This window comes from uncultured Tateyamaria sp., from assembly GCF_947504105.1.
Classification (GTDB): Bacteria; Pseudomonadota; Alphaproteobacteria; order Rhodobacterales; family Rhodobacteraceae; genus Tateyamaria.
In genome coordinates, this window is sequence record NZ_CANNGP010000031.1 from 23,135 (window position 1) to 41,583 (window position 18,449).

Annotated in this window: 14 protein-coding genes; 12 read left to right on the forward strand and 2 right to left on the reverse strand. The window is 55.1% G+C overall.

Annotated elements, in window-relative coordinates:
• Nucleotides 1-37 precede the first annotated feature (37 nt).
• Nucleotides 38-406: a hypothetical protein gene (locus tag Q1A75_RS16950; RefSeq protein WP_299592537.1), complete on the reverse strand. Its 369-nt coding sequence runs from the start codon at nt 404-406 to the stop codon at nt 38-40.
• Complete coding sequence (locus Q1A75_RS16955) at nt 406-1,104, reverse strand: ParA family protein (protein ID WP_299592535.1); 699 nt, start codon at nt 1,102-1,104, stop codon at nt 406-408. The genes Q1A75_RS16950 and Q1A75_RS16955 overlap by 1 nt, the downstream gene beginning before the upstream one ends.
• Nucleotides 1,105-1,549: 445 nt before the next feature.
• Here Q1A75_RS16955 and Q1A75_RS16960 point away from each other — a divergent pair, with 445 nt between their 5' ends.
• The 12 genes from Q1A75_RS16960 to Q1A75_RS17015 all read left to right on the forward strand — a co-directional run bounded on the left by Q1A75_RS16960 (nt 1,550) and on the right by Q1A75_RS17015 (nt 18,330).
• Entirely contained in the window at nt 1,550-2,815 is a 1,266-nt protein-coding gene (locus Q1A75_RS16960; RefSeq protein WP_299592533.1) for a hypothetical protein, read from the forward strand.
• Between the two features lie 15 nt (nt 2,816-2,830).
• Nucleotides 2,831-8,956, forward strand: a complete 6,126-nt coding sequence (locus Q1A75_RS16965; RefSeq protein ID WP_299592531.1) for a strawberry notch C-terminal domain-containing protein — start codon at nt 2,831-2,833, stop codon at nt 8,954-8,956.
• Between the two features lie 345 nt (nt 8,957-9,301).
• The gene (locus Q1A75_RS16970; protein WP_299592529.1) at nt 9,302-10,216 is read left to right on the forward strand and encodes a DnaA N-terminal domain-containing protein; all 915 of its coding nucleotides are present in this window, start codon (nt 9,302-9,304) and stop codon (nt 10,214-10,216) included.
• 62 nt (nt 10,217-10,278) lie between these two features.
• On the forward strand, nt 10,279-10,452 hold the full coding sequence (locus Q1A75_RS16975) for a hypothetical protein (RefSeq protein ID WP_299592527.1): 174 nt from the start codon (nt 10,279-10,281) through the stop codon (nt 10,450-10,452).
• 29 nt (nt 10,453-10,481) lie between these two features.
• Entirely contained in the window at nt 10,482-10,895 is a 414-nt protein-coding gene (locus Q1A75_RS16980) for a hypothetical protein (protein WP_299592526.1), read from the forward strand.
• Nucleotides 10,892-11,641, forward strand: coding sequence for a hypothetical protein (locus tag Q1A75_RS16985; protein WP_299592524.1), 750 nt, complete (start codon nt 10,892-10,894; stop codon nt 11,639-11,641). The genes Q1A75_RS16980 and Q1A75_RS16985 overlap by 4 nt, the downstream gene beginning before the upstream one ends.
• 158 nt (nt 11,642-11,799) lie before the next feature.
• Nucleotides 11,800-12,612, forward strand: coding sequence for a hypothetical protein (locus Q1A75_RS16990; protein WP_299592522.1), 813 nt, complete (start codon nt 11,800-11,802; stop codon nt 12,610-12,612).
• Nucleotides 12,613-12,656: 44 nt separating this feature from the next.
• A complete protein-coding gene (locus Q1A75_RS16995) occupies nt 12,657-13,625 on the forward strand; it encodes a hypothetical protein (RefSeq protein ID WP_299640573.1) in 969 nt (322 codons plus the stop codon).
• Complete coding sequence (locus Q1A75_RS17000; protein WP_299592518.1) at nt 13,622-13,957, forward strand: hypothetical protein; 336 nt, start codon at nt 13,622-13,624, stop codon at nt 13,955-13,957. Before Q1A75_RS16995 ends, Q1A75_RS17000 begins: the two co-directional genes overlap by 4 nt.
• On the forward strand, nt 13,935-14,480 hold the full coding sequence (locus tag Q1A75_RS17005; protein ID WP_299592516.1) for a hypothetical protein: 546 nt from the start codon (nt 13,935-13,937) through the stop codon (nt 14,478-14,480). Before Q1A75_RS17000 ends, Q1A75_RS17005 begins: the two co-directional genes overlap by 23 nt.
• Nucleotides 14,477-16,048 (forward strand): hypothetical protein, encoded by a 1,572-nt coding sequence (locus Q1A75_RS17010; protein ID WP_299592514.1) that lies wholly within the window; start codon nt 14,477-14,479, stop codon nt 16,046-16,048. The genes Q1A75_RS17005 and Q1A75_RS17010 overlap by 4 nt, the downstream gene beginning before the upstream one ends.
• Nucleotides 16,049-16,050: 2 nt before the next feature.
• A complete protein-coding gene (locus Q1A75_RS17015; RefSeq protein ID WP_299592512.1) occupies nt 16,051-18,330 on the forward strand; it encodes a DotA/TraY family protein in 2,280 nt (759 codons plus the stop codon).
• The last annotated feature ends 119 nt before the right edge of the window (nt 18,331-18,449 follow it).

Below are 18,449 nucleotides of genomic sequence, written 5' to 3' on the forward strand. Positions count from 1 at the left end.
CTCTGATCTGCTGTTGTGATCCTTGGAGGCCTGGGGATCAGTTTTCTGCATCTCGCTTGTCAATGTATCCTTTGTCCACGAGCGCCCAGTAGATGAGCTTCGAGACGTTGCCATCGCTCAAGTCTAGCGCCAGCCGCTTGAGATGCTTTTTCTCTGTGGGTGTGCACAGGAGGTTGATGCGCGCTGTGAGTTTTTCAGGGGCACCCCCCTGCCCTTCTCCCTGCGGTTTCGCTTGCTCATGTGCCGAGCTGTCGCCTCCACTCGCAACCTGACCATCCGTCGCCGTCTTGGCCTCCGGGACGTTAACAGCATCCCCACCCTTGACGCCTGACGCGCGATCTTGACCAACACCCATGATCGCGGCTGTAAGCTTGTTCTTGTCCGTTTTGCTCGTCTTTTCAGCCATTATTTGTCCTCCGCTGTGATGGTTGCTATCGCTTCGTCAACGAACCTCTGCATGAAGCCAGCTGCCTGTGAATTCGGTCTGTGCTTGAAGATGGACGACCCCATGAATGATGCTTCCGAGATCGCTGCGTAAGTGGGGATGCTGTTCTTGAACGCCTCGATCCCCTTCGCTTTGAGAGCGCTCATAAACCCGGAGTACACGTTGGTTGCCAAGTTCACCCGCGTCACCAAAACCTTGATCTTTGGTTTGCGCTCCATCTGTTTGGCGATGGTCTGAATCTTTGCGTAGACTTCCTCCGTTTGAACCAGGTCAAACCGCCCAGCGTTCGCGGGAATGATCGTCAAATCCGCGATAGCCGCCGCCGCAAATGAAGCTTGAGAGTTGTACCCCCCACAGTCGATGATGACGTAATCAAAGCCGTCGCTGGCTTCGTCAATTTTGTCGATCATTTCACCCACAAGGCGCTGTGCAGCCTGCGGGTCATCTCCACCCGATGGGTTCTCAAGGAAGTGCACTGGGAACGGCATGTTTTCTGGCGATCCCATCACAGCCTCTGTGAGCATCGCGCGCTCATCGGCGTCGATGAGAGACACCTTCGAACCGCGTGTGGTCAGGGCGTCTGCGAGATGTATTGCGGTTGTTGTTTTGCCTACGCCACCCTTGGTGGTGTAGATCGCTATTACCTTTGCATCATTCATTTCATCACCTGCAATTTCAGAACGGCTTCTTCAAGGCCATGTGTGCATGTGTCCTTATGGGATTATTAAACACCTCCGACAAGCGCACAAGCGCACAAGCGCACAAGCGCACAAGCGCACAAGCGCATATGCACATAAGCTCGTCTTAACATATGTGATTAAGCGCACATTACACTACGCGCACACTTTAATAGTCACACATGGTCACACGCTCTTAACCACATATGCACATAGTATCACAGCATCATATGGGCGCACAACCATATTCGCACAGTGCACTATGTACATAGTGCACTGTTGGGATGCGGGTGGGTTTGCACGCTGTCTCGGTGTCAAAGTTGCCTCTAACTAAATACAGTTTGACTTTAGTTAGATTCGGACGCAGGTTTGCCGCGAGCTGAGCATAGATCTCGGCTTTGTGTGAAAATCTCGGAAGGAGACAAAAATGTCCGATTTCAGTTTCGGAGACGACCGCCCTCAACGGAAACACCATGGCGACGTGCTTTTGGAGGTTGAGAGCGTTGACCTGGAGGCGCGATCCGTCTCCGGGACCGAAGTGCATACTGGTGAAGCCTTCACCATTTCACTGGCCACGCCACAGGAGTTCGCGAAGCACTTCGTCAGCTCACAAGATCACCACCGTCCATTTGAAGAGCGCGTTGCATCCGCCGAAAAGCGCTTCGAAAACCGGCCCGCACTTGTGCCCGGTGGCGACGAGGTGAAGACCCTCAAAGTTGAGGTCGGTTCGGTTGTGTCATTGGAAAATTCCCGGACCTTCCAAACCCCAGAAGGGGAGGAAAAAACCGCCGCCGGTTGGCCAAAGTCAGTGGTTCGTGATCCCGCTCAAGAGGCTGTTCTCACCGGAACAGTTCAGGCGACCCATTACGACACAAAAGCTGGCCAGCGGATCGATGTCACTGTCGTCAAAGAGCAAGAAGCGCAGAACATTACCGACTTCGATCTTGAAGGTGCGTTTACGGGCCAGTGGGATGACGTTCCCTTGACGCAGACCGGCGTGGTGGTTGCTATCCGCAATCAGCGGGGCGAAACCACCACCGCCAATTTGACAACTCCGTATCGCAAGTATGATCCCGAGCCATCTTTGGAGGCGGCGCTTGATGCCCCTCAAGGATCATACCAGATCTTTGCGGCGGCTGTCATAGCGGCAAAGACAGATACACGGGACTTTGACGACCTCAAGATCAATGAGCGTGTCAGTCCGCAGAAAGCTGAAATCGCTCGCAAAATCTATGATGCGGTCGCTGCAAACCCAGATAACCCACCCTTCGAAATCACTGTGATGCCCATGGCGAAGACCCAGTTCATCCCTGGGGATTCACTGAAAAACTTCATGCGCGACTATCACGGTACGCGGAACGGGAAACCAAGCGAAGACCAGAAGCCAGACCCGGCCGCAAGCTACCAAGGGAAAGGCTTTGTGCCTTCCGTTGTTGCGCTATCGAGAGATCCGAAAGGCCCTGATGTTTCACCGGCGTCAGCAAGGACGGTCTTCCCCGAGAACAAGTTCAGTTTCAAAGAGATCGGACAACAGGCGGAGACACCGGCACGCAAGTTGCGCGAGATCGGGGTGGAAGCCACGGTGAAGGTGCATGGTGAAACCTTCGGGGCCAATGCTGGGGGTCCAACCCCAGATGCGAAGCCCGAAGCACCCGTCCGCAAGAAGTCTTTCGACACTGCTCCGAGCCTCTGATCGGGGCAGGGGCATATGGCATACTTTCTACCGCTCAACGATGGCAGATTTGTTTCTGCCATCGTTGAGAACAAGCATGTGGACGGCAACCGTGGCCACTCTCTTGCCGTATGGACTGCGCAGGAGGAGGGCAGGGCGCGTACACGTCTGAGGTCGGCGCTGATGCGATCTCGCGCTCCGATTTCTGAGGTAGCCGCCGCCAACGGTGGCTCTGTCGTTTTGATGCCGCTCAGATTTGCCAATGGCCCATTCTGGTCAGACTTCATCGACCGGCCGATTGGCCAAAGCCACTCTGCTGAACTTTACGAGACAGACAAGCTTGGTGCTGCCATCAAGCGGTTTTCGGACGCGAGCGGGTTTGAAATTCGCGACCCTGATCTGATTGGGCGCAACCGATATGGATATCAGGTGTATGACCGCAGCCTGGGCCGCACGGCGCACAAGATCGGCAATCATCGGGATATGGTGCCGGAGTGGCGACGCAAGGATGGGTATCTCTATGGGCAGCAGCACCCTGAGATGTTTTTCAGGGCGTACAATGAATACGACCTTGCGGAAAATGCGCGGTCAATCTTTATCGAAATGGCGAACGGTGACCGGCTGACCGACGCCGATATCGACCAGCTTGCTTCCGCGTTAAGCACGGCGGACTTTCAGGTTCGGCCGAGAGAACTGATGGAGCACGTGGAAGCCGAAATAAGCCGCTGCATCGCGAGCGGCGAAGTCGCAGGCCGGTCAAACCTCGATGCCATTATGGCCACGTTCCCCCGCTCACGCGAACGGACAGCTGCCGCGATCATCAATCAGCAGTATTCAACCCCATATCCGTTTGGATTGGCCGCATCGCAAATCTTTGACGAGCTGGACGGAAAGCCTGTCTTGGAGCCGACCATTGGCAATGGAGCCTTAGCAGCCCCATTCGCGGCCTCTGGGGCGGCTGTCACAGGCTTCGAGATTGATCATGGCCGGTTTATCCGTGCCACGCGAGCGCTGGGCGCGCATGGGGCGACCATTGAGGAAGGGAACTTTCTCGATAGCGTCCAGCACTTGGAGGCGGCGACGTTCGATTTTGTTCTCGCAAACCCACCTTTCGACAAACTGGGTGAGAGCCAAGATATCCCTGTTGGTGCTGCCACCTTTACGACTGACCGCCTTCATTACGCCATCGCAGTTGAGGCTCTTCAAAGGCTCAAACCAGGCGGCGATGCCTTCTTTGTGTTGCCCACGAGCTTCGTCAATCCAGAGGAAAAGCAAGGCACTGCGAAGCGTTTTCACAATCTGATGAAGCTTTCCTTCGACCATGTGGAGGAGGCTATCGCTGATGGACGTCTGTATCAGGGCATGGGCACGAATGTCCCTGTTCAAGTCTATGCGGCTCGCGGCTTTCGTTCAGAGTTGCATCCCTTCGCAAAGCTGAACGACCCCGAGTTTGTAGGAACACCTCGTTCCCTCAAGACGTTCACTGATCTCTATGAGTGGGCAGATGACTGCCGGGTGGTCTTCGGCCTATCGGATTTGTCGGATCGTCCTGCGAACGGTGTGCCGTCTGAGCCAGTGCCCGACGCACCCCGTTCTGATCACGAAGACGCTCCTGAAGCAACGGAGACGCCAGCATCTGAGACTGAAACGCCGCGCAAACGCTCTCAGAGCACCGGAGACGGGCCAGAGGGCACTGTAGAGCAGCTTGGACCGTCAGAGACGACAACGCCCCAGGAGGCCCCTTCTGGCGCGTCTACGCCCGTTCTTGAGGACGATCCCCTCCCTCGTTGGCTGACGGACAGCTTAGCCAGCGACGAAAATCAGGCTTATCGGCCGTTTTCTCGCGCAGGACAGCCCAGTTCCGTTGTTCCGAACTCATTGTCGGGCGCGATTTATGAAGCTCTTGAGAACCTGTCGGCCAAACTGCGGGCAGAACACGGCTCTGACTATGACGTTGACGCATATGTTGCGGATGCGCTCCGCATCCCCAAAGCGGAGCTTCTGAAAGGTGATCGTCTGTCACCGGAGCAGGTAGATGGCGTTGCGCTCACATTGGACGGCATGTCGGAGGGCCGGGGGGTTCTCATTGGTGACCTGATGGGCTTGGGGAAGGGGCGAGAGCAGGGGGCCGTTGTTGAAAGCGCCCTGGCGGACGGCGATCCCGTCATGTTCGTGACCGTTAAGCCCTCGCTGTTTTCCGACTTTCTGGTGCGCGATCTCACCGATGTAAGCCAACGCGCAACAGCAGATCGTATCGAAAGAGGTGAAATCAACGTCCATCTCATCAACGATTACGCCGTCCTTTTGGATCGCGATGAGAAGACGATCTATCGTCAGAAGAGTGGTGCCAAGGGCAAGGAGAAATATGCGCTTCCAATAGACGCAAACGTCGTTGCCAGCTCGTACTCCCAGTTTCAGAAGGCCGACACTGGCGCGTTGCGCCTGCAAGCCGTCAAGGACTGGTTGCAGCATCAATTTGATCAAGGCCGCTCGCCTCGTGTCCTTCTGGATGAGGCTCACAAGGCAGCATCTCCGTCATCCAATACGGGCATGTTTTTCTCCAATCTGTGCCGCTTTGTAGAGGATCGGGGTGGGTCGGTTATCTGGTCATCAGCAACCGGGATCAAAACTGGGCAGCACATCGATCTGTACTATAGCGCCCTTCCCGATACCGGCCTGGGTAAGTCGGAGCTGTTGGAGATTATGGCGGGTGGGGACTCTCTGTCCCTTCAGGAGGCGTTGTCACATGAGATGGCTGCCAACGGGTCTTTGTTTGTGCGTCAGCTTGCAGACCAAGGCATCTGGCGCGACCTGCCACGCTTGGTGGATTTTGACCCGGCTAAGATCAATCGCGTGCGTGAAAGCGTTGATGATGCAACCAGCATTCTGCGAGACGTGATCGATTTTGTTCCAGTCATTGAAGATCTCGCGAAGCAAATCGCTAAGGAGGAGTTTGGGGGTTCGATCTTCCGAAATGGCGTGAACAAACTGAAGTTGGACACAAACTCCCCAGTCACCAATCTGCACCACTTTTCGGGGTATCTCACGCTTGCTGCAAAGGGCCAGTTCCTAGAGGAGCTGGTCACAGACAGCCTGTCGAGAGGCGAAAAGCCGGTCTTTGCTATCGAACATCTCGGTCGGAGCATCCTGGATTGGAAAATGGCGCGTCCCGGTGAGCTGAAGGAGGACGGCAACGGCGGCAAATTCTTCGACACGCCACCTAACCTGGCGGATGTGTTGAGACGCTATGTCGATGTCGCCATGAAGGTCAAAGCAACCGACGCGCTGGGTAACCAGCTCCTTATCGATCTGAGTGATCAGCTATCGGGTTTTGCGCAAGGCCTCACCGATCAGATCGACAATGCAGACCTCGCCTATATGCGGGTGGATGGCGCGGATATGATCCATGCCAAGCTTCACGAAATGGGCTTGAGCAGTGGTGAGCTGACAGGACGGACCACAAGCGGTGGGATAGGTGTCCTGGGCGAAGATAATGGTCGCTTTTACGTTCACGAATTTGACAAAGGTGGGGCCAAGGCGAACCTGCAAACAGCGAACAGGTTCAACAATGGTGATCTGGATGCCCTGATCCTGAACAAATCAGCAAGCACGGGTATTTCTCTGCACGCTGCGCAATCTGTCGGGGACGATCTCCGCCGCCGCTGCATGATTAAGATGGAGTTGCAGGCCGACATCGTAGATGAGCGGCAGATCGAGGGCAGGGTAAACCGGAACGGTCAGGTCGAAGGACCACGCTACGTGTCGCCTTTGACGGGCTTCGTGTCCGACGACAGGTTGGCCAGCCTCTTCAACCGCAAGAACAGATCTCTGTCAGCGTCCACAAATGCCACGCGCGAGAACAGCACAAACATTGACGAGGTGGTCGACCTTCTCAATCCAATCGGTCGTCAGGTCGTATTCGACTATCTCACCAGCAACCCTCAGCTCGCAGCGGGATTGGATATCGACGTTGGCAAGGACACTTTCTCGGATGACAGCCTAACCCGGAAGTTGCTGGGACGCCTGATCGTCCGTCCTTTGGATGAACAGATGCGCATCGTGGGCGAGATCGATGTGCAGTATCAGATGCGCTCTGAGTTCCTGGATAGACGGGGCCTCAATCCAAACAAGAGTCCGCGGCGGGACTGGCGTGGCGAGATCGTGGATCAGGAGGTTCTGCTTGCCGAAAACCGCGCCTCCGGTATGGGTGCAAAACCCGTGTATTTGACGACTGTGGAAGCGCCTACGGTGATCGCTCCTATCGAATACGATCAGGTTGTTCGTGCCGTCAAACGTGGTCTTTCGCAGTCTCAGCTTGTCGGTGATCTCCCTGAATTGATGAGCAAAGCCTTCGAGGAAAACGGCCTCCCGAAGTTCAAAAGCCGTCCTTGGAACAAGACGGTTGGGATGATGGATCGCTCTTTCTTCTCGACTGGTGAAACCCGCGATGTCCCCAAAATGGTTGACGAACTTCAACAATTTATGGTGCGTCACCACCCAGACCGAGCGGATGAAAGCAAACTCAAATCGGATGGCGACAAGGCCAAGTTATTGACCCTACGCAATGCGTTGATGCTGTCCAACCTGGCGCGTCACATAGAGGTTGGACGAGCTGTCTTTTTGAACCCTGCTCTCGTACCTGCGCTGGAGGACACCCGGCTGACAAGAGTGGTGCAAGGGTCACAGGGGGAGGAGGGCTGGATCCCTGCGGTCGTGACTAACTACAGCGCGTCAGGCTCCTATCCCTTGGACCCCGACTATCACGCCTTTGGTGTGGCAGTTCCAGGCGAACCGGAGCCAATCCAAGTGAAACTCGGAAATGTCGCGCGCCATCTGCGCAGCATGGATGAGTTTGCAGACTCTTGGCATCGGGCACAGTTCGCGGTTCCAACCGAAGACTTCCTTCTCAGGTTTGCTCGCGAGGACAATCTGAGTGTCATCCAAGACTGGCTTGTTGATCACGCTGAGAACAGCACTCTGTTCGAGCGGGCGAAACCAGAAGGGCGCGTGGCGGACAAGACGTTGCCAAAGGTCTTCACGCGACGGCCGGAACTGGCCGCTCTTTATGAAGCATTGTTCGACCGAACCGTTGCCGGTGAGATCATGGAGCAAAAAACCGTCCTGACGGGAAACATGTTCCGCTCGATGCTGCTCACTCGCCAGAAGAACGGGCAGAGCGCTGGCACGAAAATCCAGTTCAGTGACAGCAAGGGTGTTTGGCACCACGGGATCGAGGTCGGCGGTGGCCCGAAGAATGAGAAGATGCGCCGCATCCGAGACAAAGCGCAGGTAACGGCCAGCAGCTCAGCAAACATCACATCGCCGGAACAGCTCTCACAACTCTTTGGGCTTGCGATGGATCAGGACAGTTATCAGCCATACTATCGCACTGCTGGCCAACGCCCACCGTCCGCATTTGGTCGCGTTGATGCGATCTATGATGCTGTTGGCGATGTTACCCTCGGTGATCGTCTGCGTCAGGAAAGCCTTCCGCCAATTCAGGAGGGCATTCGGGCACCGAGCTGTGTGTTTGTTGGCCCAGACGTGTTTAGTGAGAAGCTGCTGGAACCTCGCAATCACGTCTACAAAGGTATTAACGCTTTAGCTGGCGTGAACATCAGTCCTCACAAAGCCGAAGACCCGGAGATGAACGCCATTGGTGCCTTTGGCGTGTCCTATGCTGAGTTGAAGAACGCATTGGCCTCCAGCTTCAAGGAATTGAAGCGCGGAGAGATGTATTACTTTCCTCTGAAGGGATCAGCATCTGTCATCTTCAACCCGAAAAACCGCATCCTTCAGGATGAATTCCCGGATCTGGTTGAACTGGGATCGAACAAGAGCGCGATCTACCTCAATGGGGCGCACTTCAACGCTCCAACTGGGATGGTCGGCCACGCGATCCCTTGGGACTACGATGATCAAGGTCTAGTGCCCAGTGCAGCTGATACCCACAGACGGGTGACTGAGGCACTTATCCGTCTCAGCGAGGTCGCAGAGCAACCAGTGCTCCTGTCTGGTGCAGCGAGGGTAATTTCCGAACGGCTGGATTCCGCATTTTTCGAGATGAAGCGCGAAGTCGCTCAGTCTTTGGATGTGGACGCCAAGGTTGAGGTCGTGAACGCGAGTCGCCCCAAAAGGGCGTTTATGGAGTCAACAACATGAAAAGGCAGTCTGAATTTAGATTGACCGGGAGAATAGATAATGCGTATAGATTTTGAGGGGGGGGCCATCACGTGCGCTAGGTTTAGTGCTACACTGGTTCCGAATCATAATACGCTAACGCGAAAAATAAGCCGAGCATAGCCATCTAAACACGAAAAACCCGCGAGGCGCGGGGCCATCACGGGTCATTCATAGGTTCAAAACCAGTTAGCAGCTGGTCACAATTCTCACCTATGAACCTATGGATTTCCCGACATTTTGCAACTGAAAAAGCGCTCCTGAGCGAACAATTTCTGCTTGTTCGATGGTCCGCAGCCTCGCCTGTCTGAACAGGAGAGACTGATCATGTACGCCCTAGAGACACCCAAATTTAACTCGGGAATGCTCGCGCATTACCTGACGACTGAACTTGGCAGGATGGGGAAAGCGGCCGGTTTGGCGCTGCTTTTGCTGTCCAAGGTCAACTGGCAGAAAACCAACGAATTTGGGCCAAGAGGCACAATCAATCACCTGACCGTGCCGAAGATGGCCGAAGCCCTGGGTTGCTCTGTGAGCACGGTCCACGATCACTTGGCGCGTCTCAGAGAAGCGGGGATCATCGACAGCGTTGCCGTCTCAGATCGGAAGGGCGCAACCTTGTATTGTCGCCTATGGTTCCAAGGATTTGTGGCTTGGTTGAAAGATCGCATTGATGCCGAAGAGGTTAATACCGGGTCCAAGCACCCGGATGGGGGGGGGTCCGAAAAACCGGAGCCAAATCATAACAAACATATTCAAAAGATTATTGATCTTGAGAATTTGAAATCGGTGAAGTTCACAGACTTGGAAGCGTTGATCAGAAATGCTTCTCCGAAACTCTCCACCGGCCACCAGGCTGACACACAAATGGTTTACGAGAGGTTTAGAAATTACAATATCCGCAAAGGCCGTACCAAAATCGGTGTGGCAGCACTGGTAGGTTTCGCCAAGAAGTTCTCTGAATATCGACAAGTTTCCACTGCGCAACCGTCTCCAAAGCCTCAACAAATAGAACCAGCATCCCCACCACCGGCTGATGAACATCCCGTTAAATCTTTGTTGCGCAGCAGTATTGAGCCAGCCACCTTCAGGGCTTGGATCGATCAGCTTGTGTTCAAGCGAGACGGCGATGTTCTGTCGGTCGAGGCCCCGTCGCCCTTCATCACAAAGTACGTTTCGCAACACTTCATTGACAGCATCACAGACGCAGCAGGGCCGGGGGTCACGGTGCAGCTCAGATAGAGTTCCAGATTGACCAGCACTATCTAAAAACATATTGTGTTTTTATGAATGGGGGTGCTCTGATGAGTGACTTAGCCGAACAACAGGTTGGTGCTGCGGTCCTGGCGCTCGCGGGAAATGAACCTGACGCCGATGAGGTCGAAGACGCATCTCTAGTTGGCGCTTGGATCTTTCATCAGCTCGTTGCCAGCGCGCCCATAGTGCAAGCCGTGCTTTCTGAAGGAGACGAGCAATGAAGTGCAGATCATTCCTATCCGCAGCGACGATGTTCAGCGTGTTGGCTGCATCAGGTGTTAATGCTCAACATTCTGGTGCTGGTTGCGTCGTTGAACAGGCCGCTGAAGCGGCATTGGATCGGCAGATTAGGTCCATTGAAGCAGCGCAAACTGATGTGGCCAGTTTTTTCAGAGGCAACAACAGCTGCATCAATTCCAACTTGCTGAACGTGATCGACTTCAGCACCGCTATCCCAGATTTGGCAGGCCTTGTGAGCAGTCTGGGACAAGATGCTGTCAACAACATGTTGAACAACGCTGTTCAGCAAGCCTGCGAAATCGCGAACGAGCAAATCTCAGGTGTAACCGGGGAACTCAACACAACGCTCAGCGCCTGGGACAGCGGACTAGATGATCAGATCAGAGGCATCATTTCCGATGGTCAAATTCGGATCGGGCAATGAGCGATTGGCGGACACCTCTTTGCCTTGCCTTTCTGCTACTGAGCGGCCCAGCTGCTGGGCAACAGCAGTTCGGGCAAGCGCTGGGCCAGTTGGAGATATCCTTTCAACAAATGATGTCTGGTCTGCGAGTGAAAACGGCGCAGACATCGGCCAGTGGGAACCAAGTTGTCACAGCGGCGCTTAAAACTGCTGAAGCTCATGCGTCTGCAATCACTCAGTTCGACGTTCGGGCAGGCCTTAATGAAGCGGTAAGCGCCTATGCTGTCGGGAGAGACCAGACCAACGCAGCTTGTGGCCCAGTCGAAATGCGCCAAATGGCGCACTCCGCAGCTCAGAGGAATGTGAGCCTGCGGCAAATGCTGGGTCAAGCTGACACAGCCTTCATGGACGATCACGGTGATGCAGCGTCGGTGCAGGCAACACTTAATCGCCGCCGTTCTGAGTATTACTGCTCGGAAGAGGAGTTTGCTGCTGGACTGTGCTCGCCGTTCGCAGGCGTTGGATACAACACTGGCCCAGGTGCCGGTGATACAAATGCTTCCGTATGGATGAATGGATCAGCCGCAGGAGCTGAGGAGATCGCAGTCGGTATCGACTACCTTGATCGTGTCGCTCCGCTCCCAACTGTGGTTCCAAACACGGGCGCTGCGAGTGCCATTTCCCGTCTGATTGCACATGGCCAAGCAGCTGAACGCAGCATGGCGCGTGAAACGATCAGCGGCTCAATCTTTGAGGGCTTGGAATGAAACGTCTTTCGGTGTCAGCAATTGGAGTGGTCCTGCTTTTGAGCGGGGCAGGGAGCGCTTTCGCTGCGTCATGTTCAGGGGTGGCGCTAAGGGTCAATCAGCGGACAACGGCGTTGGAACAGGCTGTCGTCAACTTGATCCGTGCTCATCAGCAAACGATGATCCAAACGGAAACTGTTCAGCGGGCGCGGATCCTATCTGCGCTGGGTGTCGCCACCAAACAAACGGCCGTCAGTGGCAACCAGGATGCGACGGTTCGTCTCCGCGCCGAGGAGGCCAACGCTCAAGCGGTGGTTGCCGCACAGAACCGGCAGGCCGTTCTTGATGCCCAAGAGCGATATGGCGATGTGGGTTTCAATGCCTGCGCCGTGGTTGAAAGAAGTCAGGCGGTAGCGACGGCGAGGGCGAATGAAGCCGCCCGCATGGATGATATCCAAGATTTGGTCGTCAATAGACCCAACGTGGCACAGGACGGGCAGGCAACAGAAGACTGGTTCGACCTTATGAAAAGCGGTTCTGGGACATCCAGCACCGCTGTTTTTAACGGCGGAACAGAAGCCGAAGTCGCGCAGTATATCGATTGGCTTATGGGACCTCCACAAAGCAATCCGGGTAGCGCAGTAGGCGGGGTCCAACGTGTTGACCAGCTCCAACGCGATGCCCAGAGGTCTGTTTCCCAATACCTTCTCATGCGCGCGTCGGTGAGCAATTCGCCTGACAGTGTTGATGCGGCAATCGCGGAGCTATCCGGCACTTGGACGGGTACAGATGGCGGGGCCGAATGGGCTGCGCGTTTGGCGACTGCACCACTGCGGGCAGTTCTGCTCGATATGAGCCGCGCTGAAGCGGCGAACCTCGTGAGCGAGATCCGTGCACTGGAACACCAGCTCGACCTGGAGCTTGGTCTTGCAGCGTTCTCGATGGCGAGGTCGACCAAGATGTTTGAGATTTCAGGAAGCGAGGCCCAATGATGCGCAAGCGCTCTTTCATTTCGAGTATTGCCCTGGCTTTATCGGTGAGTGCATCGCCGGTTCTCGCTGGCGGTGGTGCTGTGTGTTCCGTGTTCGATCCAACATGGCAAAACCAACATGGCAGATCGCAGCAAGCTATAATTCAAGCGGTTGATACCTATTCTGCTGCGGTCGCGAGGGAAAACGCTCGGACAGCGAGCGCCATCACCTCCGCCATTCGCGTGCTGACAGCGCAGCGGGCATCGACAGACAATCAGATCGCGTCAACCGACCTCAAAGCAAACGAAGCCAATGCATCGGCCGTCACGGCCAACATGGCGCGTCTTGCTGTTGCGCGTGCTTATGAAACCTACGGCGAAGCAGGTCAGCCACCCAACAACTGTGCCGTGGTTGCGAGGCTGTCGGACTTCTCGCAATCAGTCACTGAGGCAAGCGCTGCCGCCAGAGATTTGGTGACCGATCCGGGGATAGATTTGCGTCCTGGTGGTGCTCCAAATGTTGATGATGTCATTCGTCGCCGTCTTGCGGATGCAAATGACGTCACCTTGAATGTGAGGAAATCGCTACTGGACCCTTCCGCAAGTGATGATGATGTGCGGGCCTTCATCAACAATCTGACCGGTTTGCCAATTCAAAAATTCTCCTTGGGGGGCGGGGGCGTAGCTGCATCGGCAGGCACCGGGAGCCAAGCTGCACAGAACTTAATTGCGGCACGCCTCGAAGCCTTCCAATCCCCGGCTTTGGCGTCCCTTTGGCAAATCCGGTCTATCAGGGCCGGTGGCTCATCATCTGATGTGCATGAGCACTTGGAGTGGATGATGTCGCGGTATGGCGGTGGTCCTGAATATGAAGAGTGGGCCGCTTCCATGGTCACGAAGTCGGAACCGGGCATTCTGAAAGAGATTTCGCGGATCCGTTCTCTTGCAATGACAGTGCGCCAGCTCCGCGAGGAATCAACCGACCGTACCACGGTCATTGTGGGAACTCTGGTTGCAGGGGAAGCCTCACAATGATGATCAAGTTACCATCTCTGGCGCCCTTCGATCTGGATGCAGAAGACCTCGGGGAACAATTGGCACCCAGCAGCATGGTTGGCGTGTCCGATGAGATTTATGAAGGTGGCATGGCCGGATGGAAGCAAAACCCGGCAGAATTGGGCGCTGGGCTTCAAGCGTTCATCCGCGAGCTGAAGCCTCTGGCGGATGAAACCCCCAAGATTTCCGGGGCTTTGTTTTTGGATCGTTTGCGGGGGTTCGGCTTCGACTTGAGCGGCGTTGCCATCGCTCCTGAAGCAGCTATCCGCCAGGACGCATCACTGGGTGATGCTTCGGAAGACCATGAGTGATGCGTCGACGCTAGAGGCGGTCGGGCAGGAGACCTCAAGGGTTGTGGGCGAAGGCAGTCAGGCGATCCTATCGGAGGTGTCGTTTGCAAATGTCCTACGCGATTTGGACCTCTTGCCAAGCCTCGGTTGGAGGCATCTTGTGTTGAACCTGGTCACAGAAAACGGTCAGGACCGCATCGATACCGGAGCACGCTGGATCTATGCGGAACGGCTGACGGGACGTATCGGTTCTAGTGATCCGCAGGAACTGATCCTTGTTGCCTATGGCCATTACACAAAACGCGCTGACACCGCGAATGGCGATCTGAGCGTTACCCCTTTAATCGATGGTTGCGCAGCTTTGGAGGCCGGTAGCATCCAGTTTCTCAAGGCCGTCCGGTTTCCCAACAACGATGTGGCTGCTCCAATCTCGATGGAAGATTTCGAGTTGACGTCGAAGCTACGGCACGCCCGCAGCCAACTCGGCAACCCTGTGATTTATCGAAAGCACGGCAAGCAATCTCGGAAGGAGGCGGCAGCATGACTATTCAGCGTTGGTTCGATCTGACGGGCGAAAGTGCACGTTTAGACCGCAAAATCAGTGAGGCAGGGTCGGCCTATTTGGAGCTGACATTTGCCGACTCTGACACCATGGGGAAGTGCTTGAACGAGGACCGTCTGGTCCCTGTCGCTGAGAATGGCTGGGTGAAGCCTGAAGACGGCTTGTCAATTCGCCACTATGGCGACTTTCGGGATTTCACGGACATCTCCCGATCACTGGCTGTTGTCTTTGAGGGCGACGTCGTAACCAACACCATTGTGCCGCGTGATGAGCTGCGCCAAGGCGAGGTTCTGGAAGGTGTAGACCGTCCGGTTTACGTCCAGAAAGAACACATCGACCACTCAATGCGTTTCTTACCTGATGCGGTTCGCAACAGGGCGCTGAGCCTGATTGAGCGGGCGCGTGGGAGGCAAAGCGCCAGCCATGAGATTGATGCAGGTGGTGGAGAACTCTTGGAGCTGGCTCGAAGCGTTTCGTCCAAAGTGGACGGGAAACTATCAACACATTTGGCCAAGCTGGCGGCTGTCCGTCACGATGAGGGCACCATTTCTGAAATCCGCCGTCTGGTGGGCGACGATAGCGCTTCCGCGCGGGACAGCCTGGATCGGACACTTGGCGCAATCAATGTCGATGAAGCCCGGTTGTTCGCAATCAGAGGGGAAGCGGTCGCCTTTGGATATGACGCAGAAAGCGTTGAAGAAATCACCGCATCTGAAATCGTCACCAGTCAACCGGATGCTCGCCAGCTGGTGATGTCTCTGGACGCTTCCCAAGCAGAAGACGCGCCACTGTCTGATGGCTTTCGGCGTGATGTTCATGGATATCGGTTCGAGGTTTCGGCAGACACGACGACCTACGCTGCTCGCGAATATCAAGCGCGCCTGACCTCAACGCTCAGCTTTGTGGCGGATACATTCGGGGTGGAACCCTCTGATGTGTTGCCCCCAAATACCCGTATTCGTGTGGTTCAGGGGTTGGCGAACCAGAGAAACTTAGGTGTCCAACACACTCAAACGAGAACTGGCACCGACAGCACTGGGGAAGAGTTTGTCGATCAGTCGAATGCCATCGTCTTTTCGCAAGGCACAATAGGCATTCCGTTGCATGAAATTGTCCATGGACTGTCTCGGCGTTTGGGAGATGACCCCAGCAAATATGATGAGATCATCCATGGTTCCGGCCTCGCAGAAGCGATGAACAGCACTCTGTCAGAGGGCAAGTTGCGCGGTGTCGGCTGTATGAACGATGAGGAGTTCACAGCCTATCTGCGCGATCCTGAAGAGACTTTGGCACGTGTTGTAGAGAATGCCTTGCGATCCCGATGCATAGAACAGCACGGCAGTCTTGACCCACTTGGGGGCCACGCGATTGCTGGTCATTGGATGAACTATGCTCCGCTAGACGCGGATGTCATGGATCGAGCCATCCGAGCGGTTCACAGCTTCGGTGTTTCGAGGGGGGTAATGGCTGACCCCTCTGATGAACCAGACCAAGATGCTCCAGATCCGCTTCGCAGCTCTGCGATCAGCCGCGTCACGAGAGGACGGTAACGATGGATCCAGATGATTTTTCAGACCTGTCAGACCTCTATACAGTGGCCGACAGCGACTATGCGCTTAATGCATTGGAGCGTTTGTTTGGAGGCATCATACCGTACCTGTCCGGGCAAGATGATGTCTACAACCAGGTCGGGACATTTCTGTCGCCGCTGATCGGTATGCTCAACATGGTCGTGTTGGTTTTGGCTGTGATCGTAGGGGCCTACACTCTCCTGACAACAATGGCCGAGACCGCTACAGATGGTCAGCTTCTTGGTCGTTCGACCAACACTGTGAACACTTTCTTCCGCGCTGGGCTTGCGGCTCTGGCTTTTTTGCCAGTGAGCGGCGGGCTTTCTGTGATCCAGCTTTTGGCTTTTGGCGTCGCCATTATGGGAAGTGGTATCGCGAACCAAGGGTGGAACTGGTTTGCAACGCAGTCCTTGGATGGTGCGTCCTATTCAACCCCGACAGAGGCACTAACCGGTGGTGATTGGCAGCTGCGTGGCAAGATGGGCGAGGCCACATACACCATGGTCCTCGGGCGTCTCTGCGAGCTGCACCTGGACAGACTGTCGGGTACTCTGGACATTCAGGCACAGACAACTCCCCAAGCGGTGCCACGCACTCTTCAGATCGACGTGATCAATGGCTGGACCGGCAGGTCGGAGGACTATTCTGGGGAAACAAAGATCTTCGAGTGGTTCTATCGAACTGGGGCCGGGGCCAACGCAAGCAATGATATATGCGGTTCCGTCAAATACAGCATCAACTACAATGTTCCAAAGCCTGACGCTGATCCCGGCATGTCAACGTCTCTATTTTCCTTCTCAGAAAACCTCGCGACACTTGCAAAAAACGACGTCTATGACGCTGTTGTTTCTGCAATGGAGAGCACGGTCAGACCTCGTGCGATTGCTTTGGCTGATCGGATTTATTCTGGCAATCCTGGCGATACCGATGCCTCGCTGCGAAACGATGCGGTTGTTCAGACAGAAATTCGCTCGATTGCGAGCGATGCAGCCGTGCAGGTTTTCGCTAGTCGCAGTGCCATTTCTTCAGACACGGCGGCTGTCCAGGGCATCCAGAATGAACTGGTGGCGTCGGTCACTCAGAATGGTTGGATCATGGCTCCAATCTGGCAGCGCGGTCTGGCGTCACTGAATACGACATTGCGCGAGCTTCAGAGTAATTTGGATCTGAGCATCGACGCAGAGCATCGCATTGACAGAGTCTTTGGCACTGGATTTTGGGGATATTGGACATCGGACAATCAAGTGAGCCAGGCAAGCTTTCAGCCTGTTGAACGTGATTTTGAATACCTTGAAACCCACCTGCCGTTCGTTGATCGGCTGTCACAACCAGATGCCGGATCTCAGACCAGTCCGATTGGCACAGATGCTGGTGCGGAGATGGCAAATCAAACCACACAGATGGTGTACCGTTTCATGCTCGAAAAGCTTGGACCGGGAGTGAACAATACGTCCAATTTCGAAGATCCGTTCATGGACTACACGGATATGGGCGGAAACCTGGTGCTGATTGGCAGTCCTCTTCTCGCTCTTGGAGGCCTCGGGGATGCAGTAGTCGGTGAGCGTGCTGGCATTATCACTGGCCCACTCAAGGCAATGGGTTTTTACCTGATTTCTATAGGTGTGGTCTTCATGCTGATCATTCCATCAATCCCGATCCTCTACTTCTTCTCTGGCGTTATGTCGTGGTTTGCGCTGGTTATTGAGGCGGTCTTTGCCTTGCCACTGGCGCTCCTGATGTGGCTGGTGCCTGCGCGAGAACCTTCGATGATTGGCCCTTGGAACAAAGTCATGGTGACCTTGTGTGGCCTGCTGCTGCGCCCAATTTTTATCATTGTTGGACTGATCGCATGTGTTCTCTTGCTTTGGTTGGGGAACCAGATTTTGGGCGTAATTTTTGGTAACATGCTCTTGGTTATGACCCCCGGATGGGGTGTTCTGGCTGTTGTCATGTTGTTTGGGCTGATTGGCTTGTATGCATACGCCTCGGTCTTGCTCGCGTTGCATTGCTCATCTCTGATCAACCTCTTTGGTGATGCCGTGATGGGTTGGATTGGTGGCCTGCCTTCGGCGCTGAACCGGGAGACAATTGGCGAAAACATGGCATCGGGTGCCAGTGGTCAGGTTAGAACACCTTCGGCTGCTGCCCTTAATCAAGGGATAGTGGCTGGCGGTGCCCAAATCGGTGGTGGGGTTAATGCAGGGCGCGCAAAAATCGCCTCCGTTCTCAATCGCCCCCGTCTGACAGGGGGCGGTAACTGATGGCGTCAACATCTTCATACAAGGGTATCTCCCGCCACGAAGAGGTTCGGGTTGATAACCGGCGCGTTGATATGCGCAGTTGGAGGGATAAGCTTTCCGATGAAGCAAACACCCCCAGT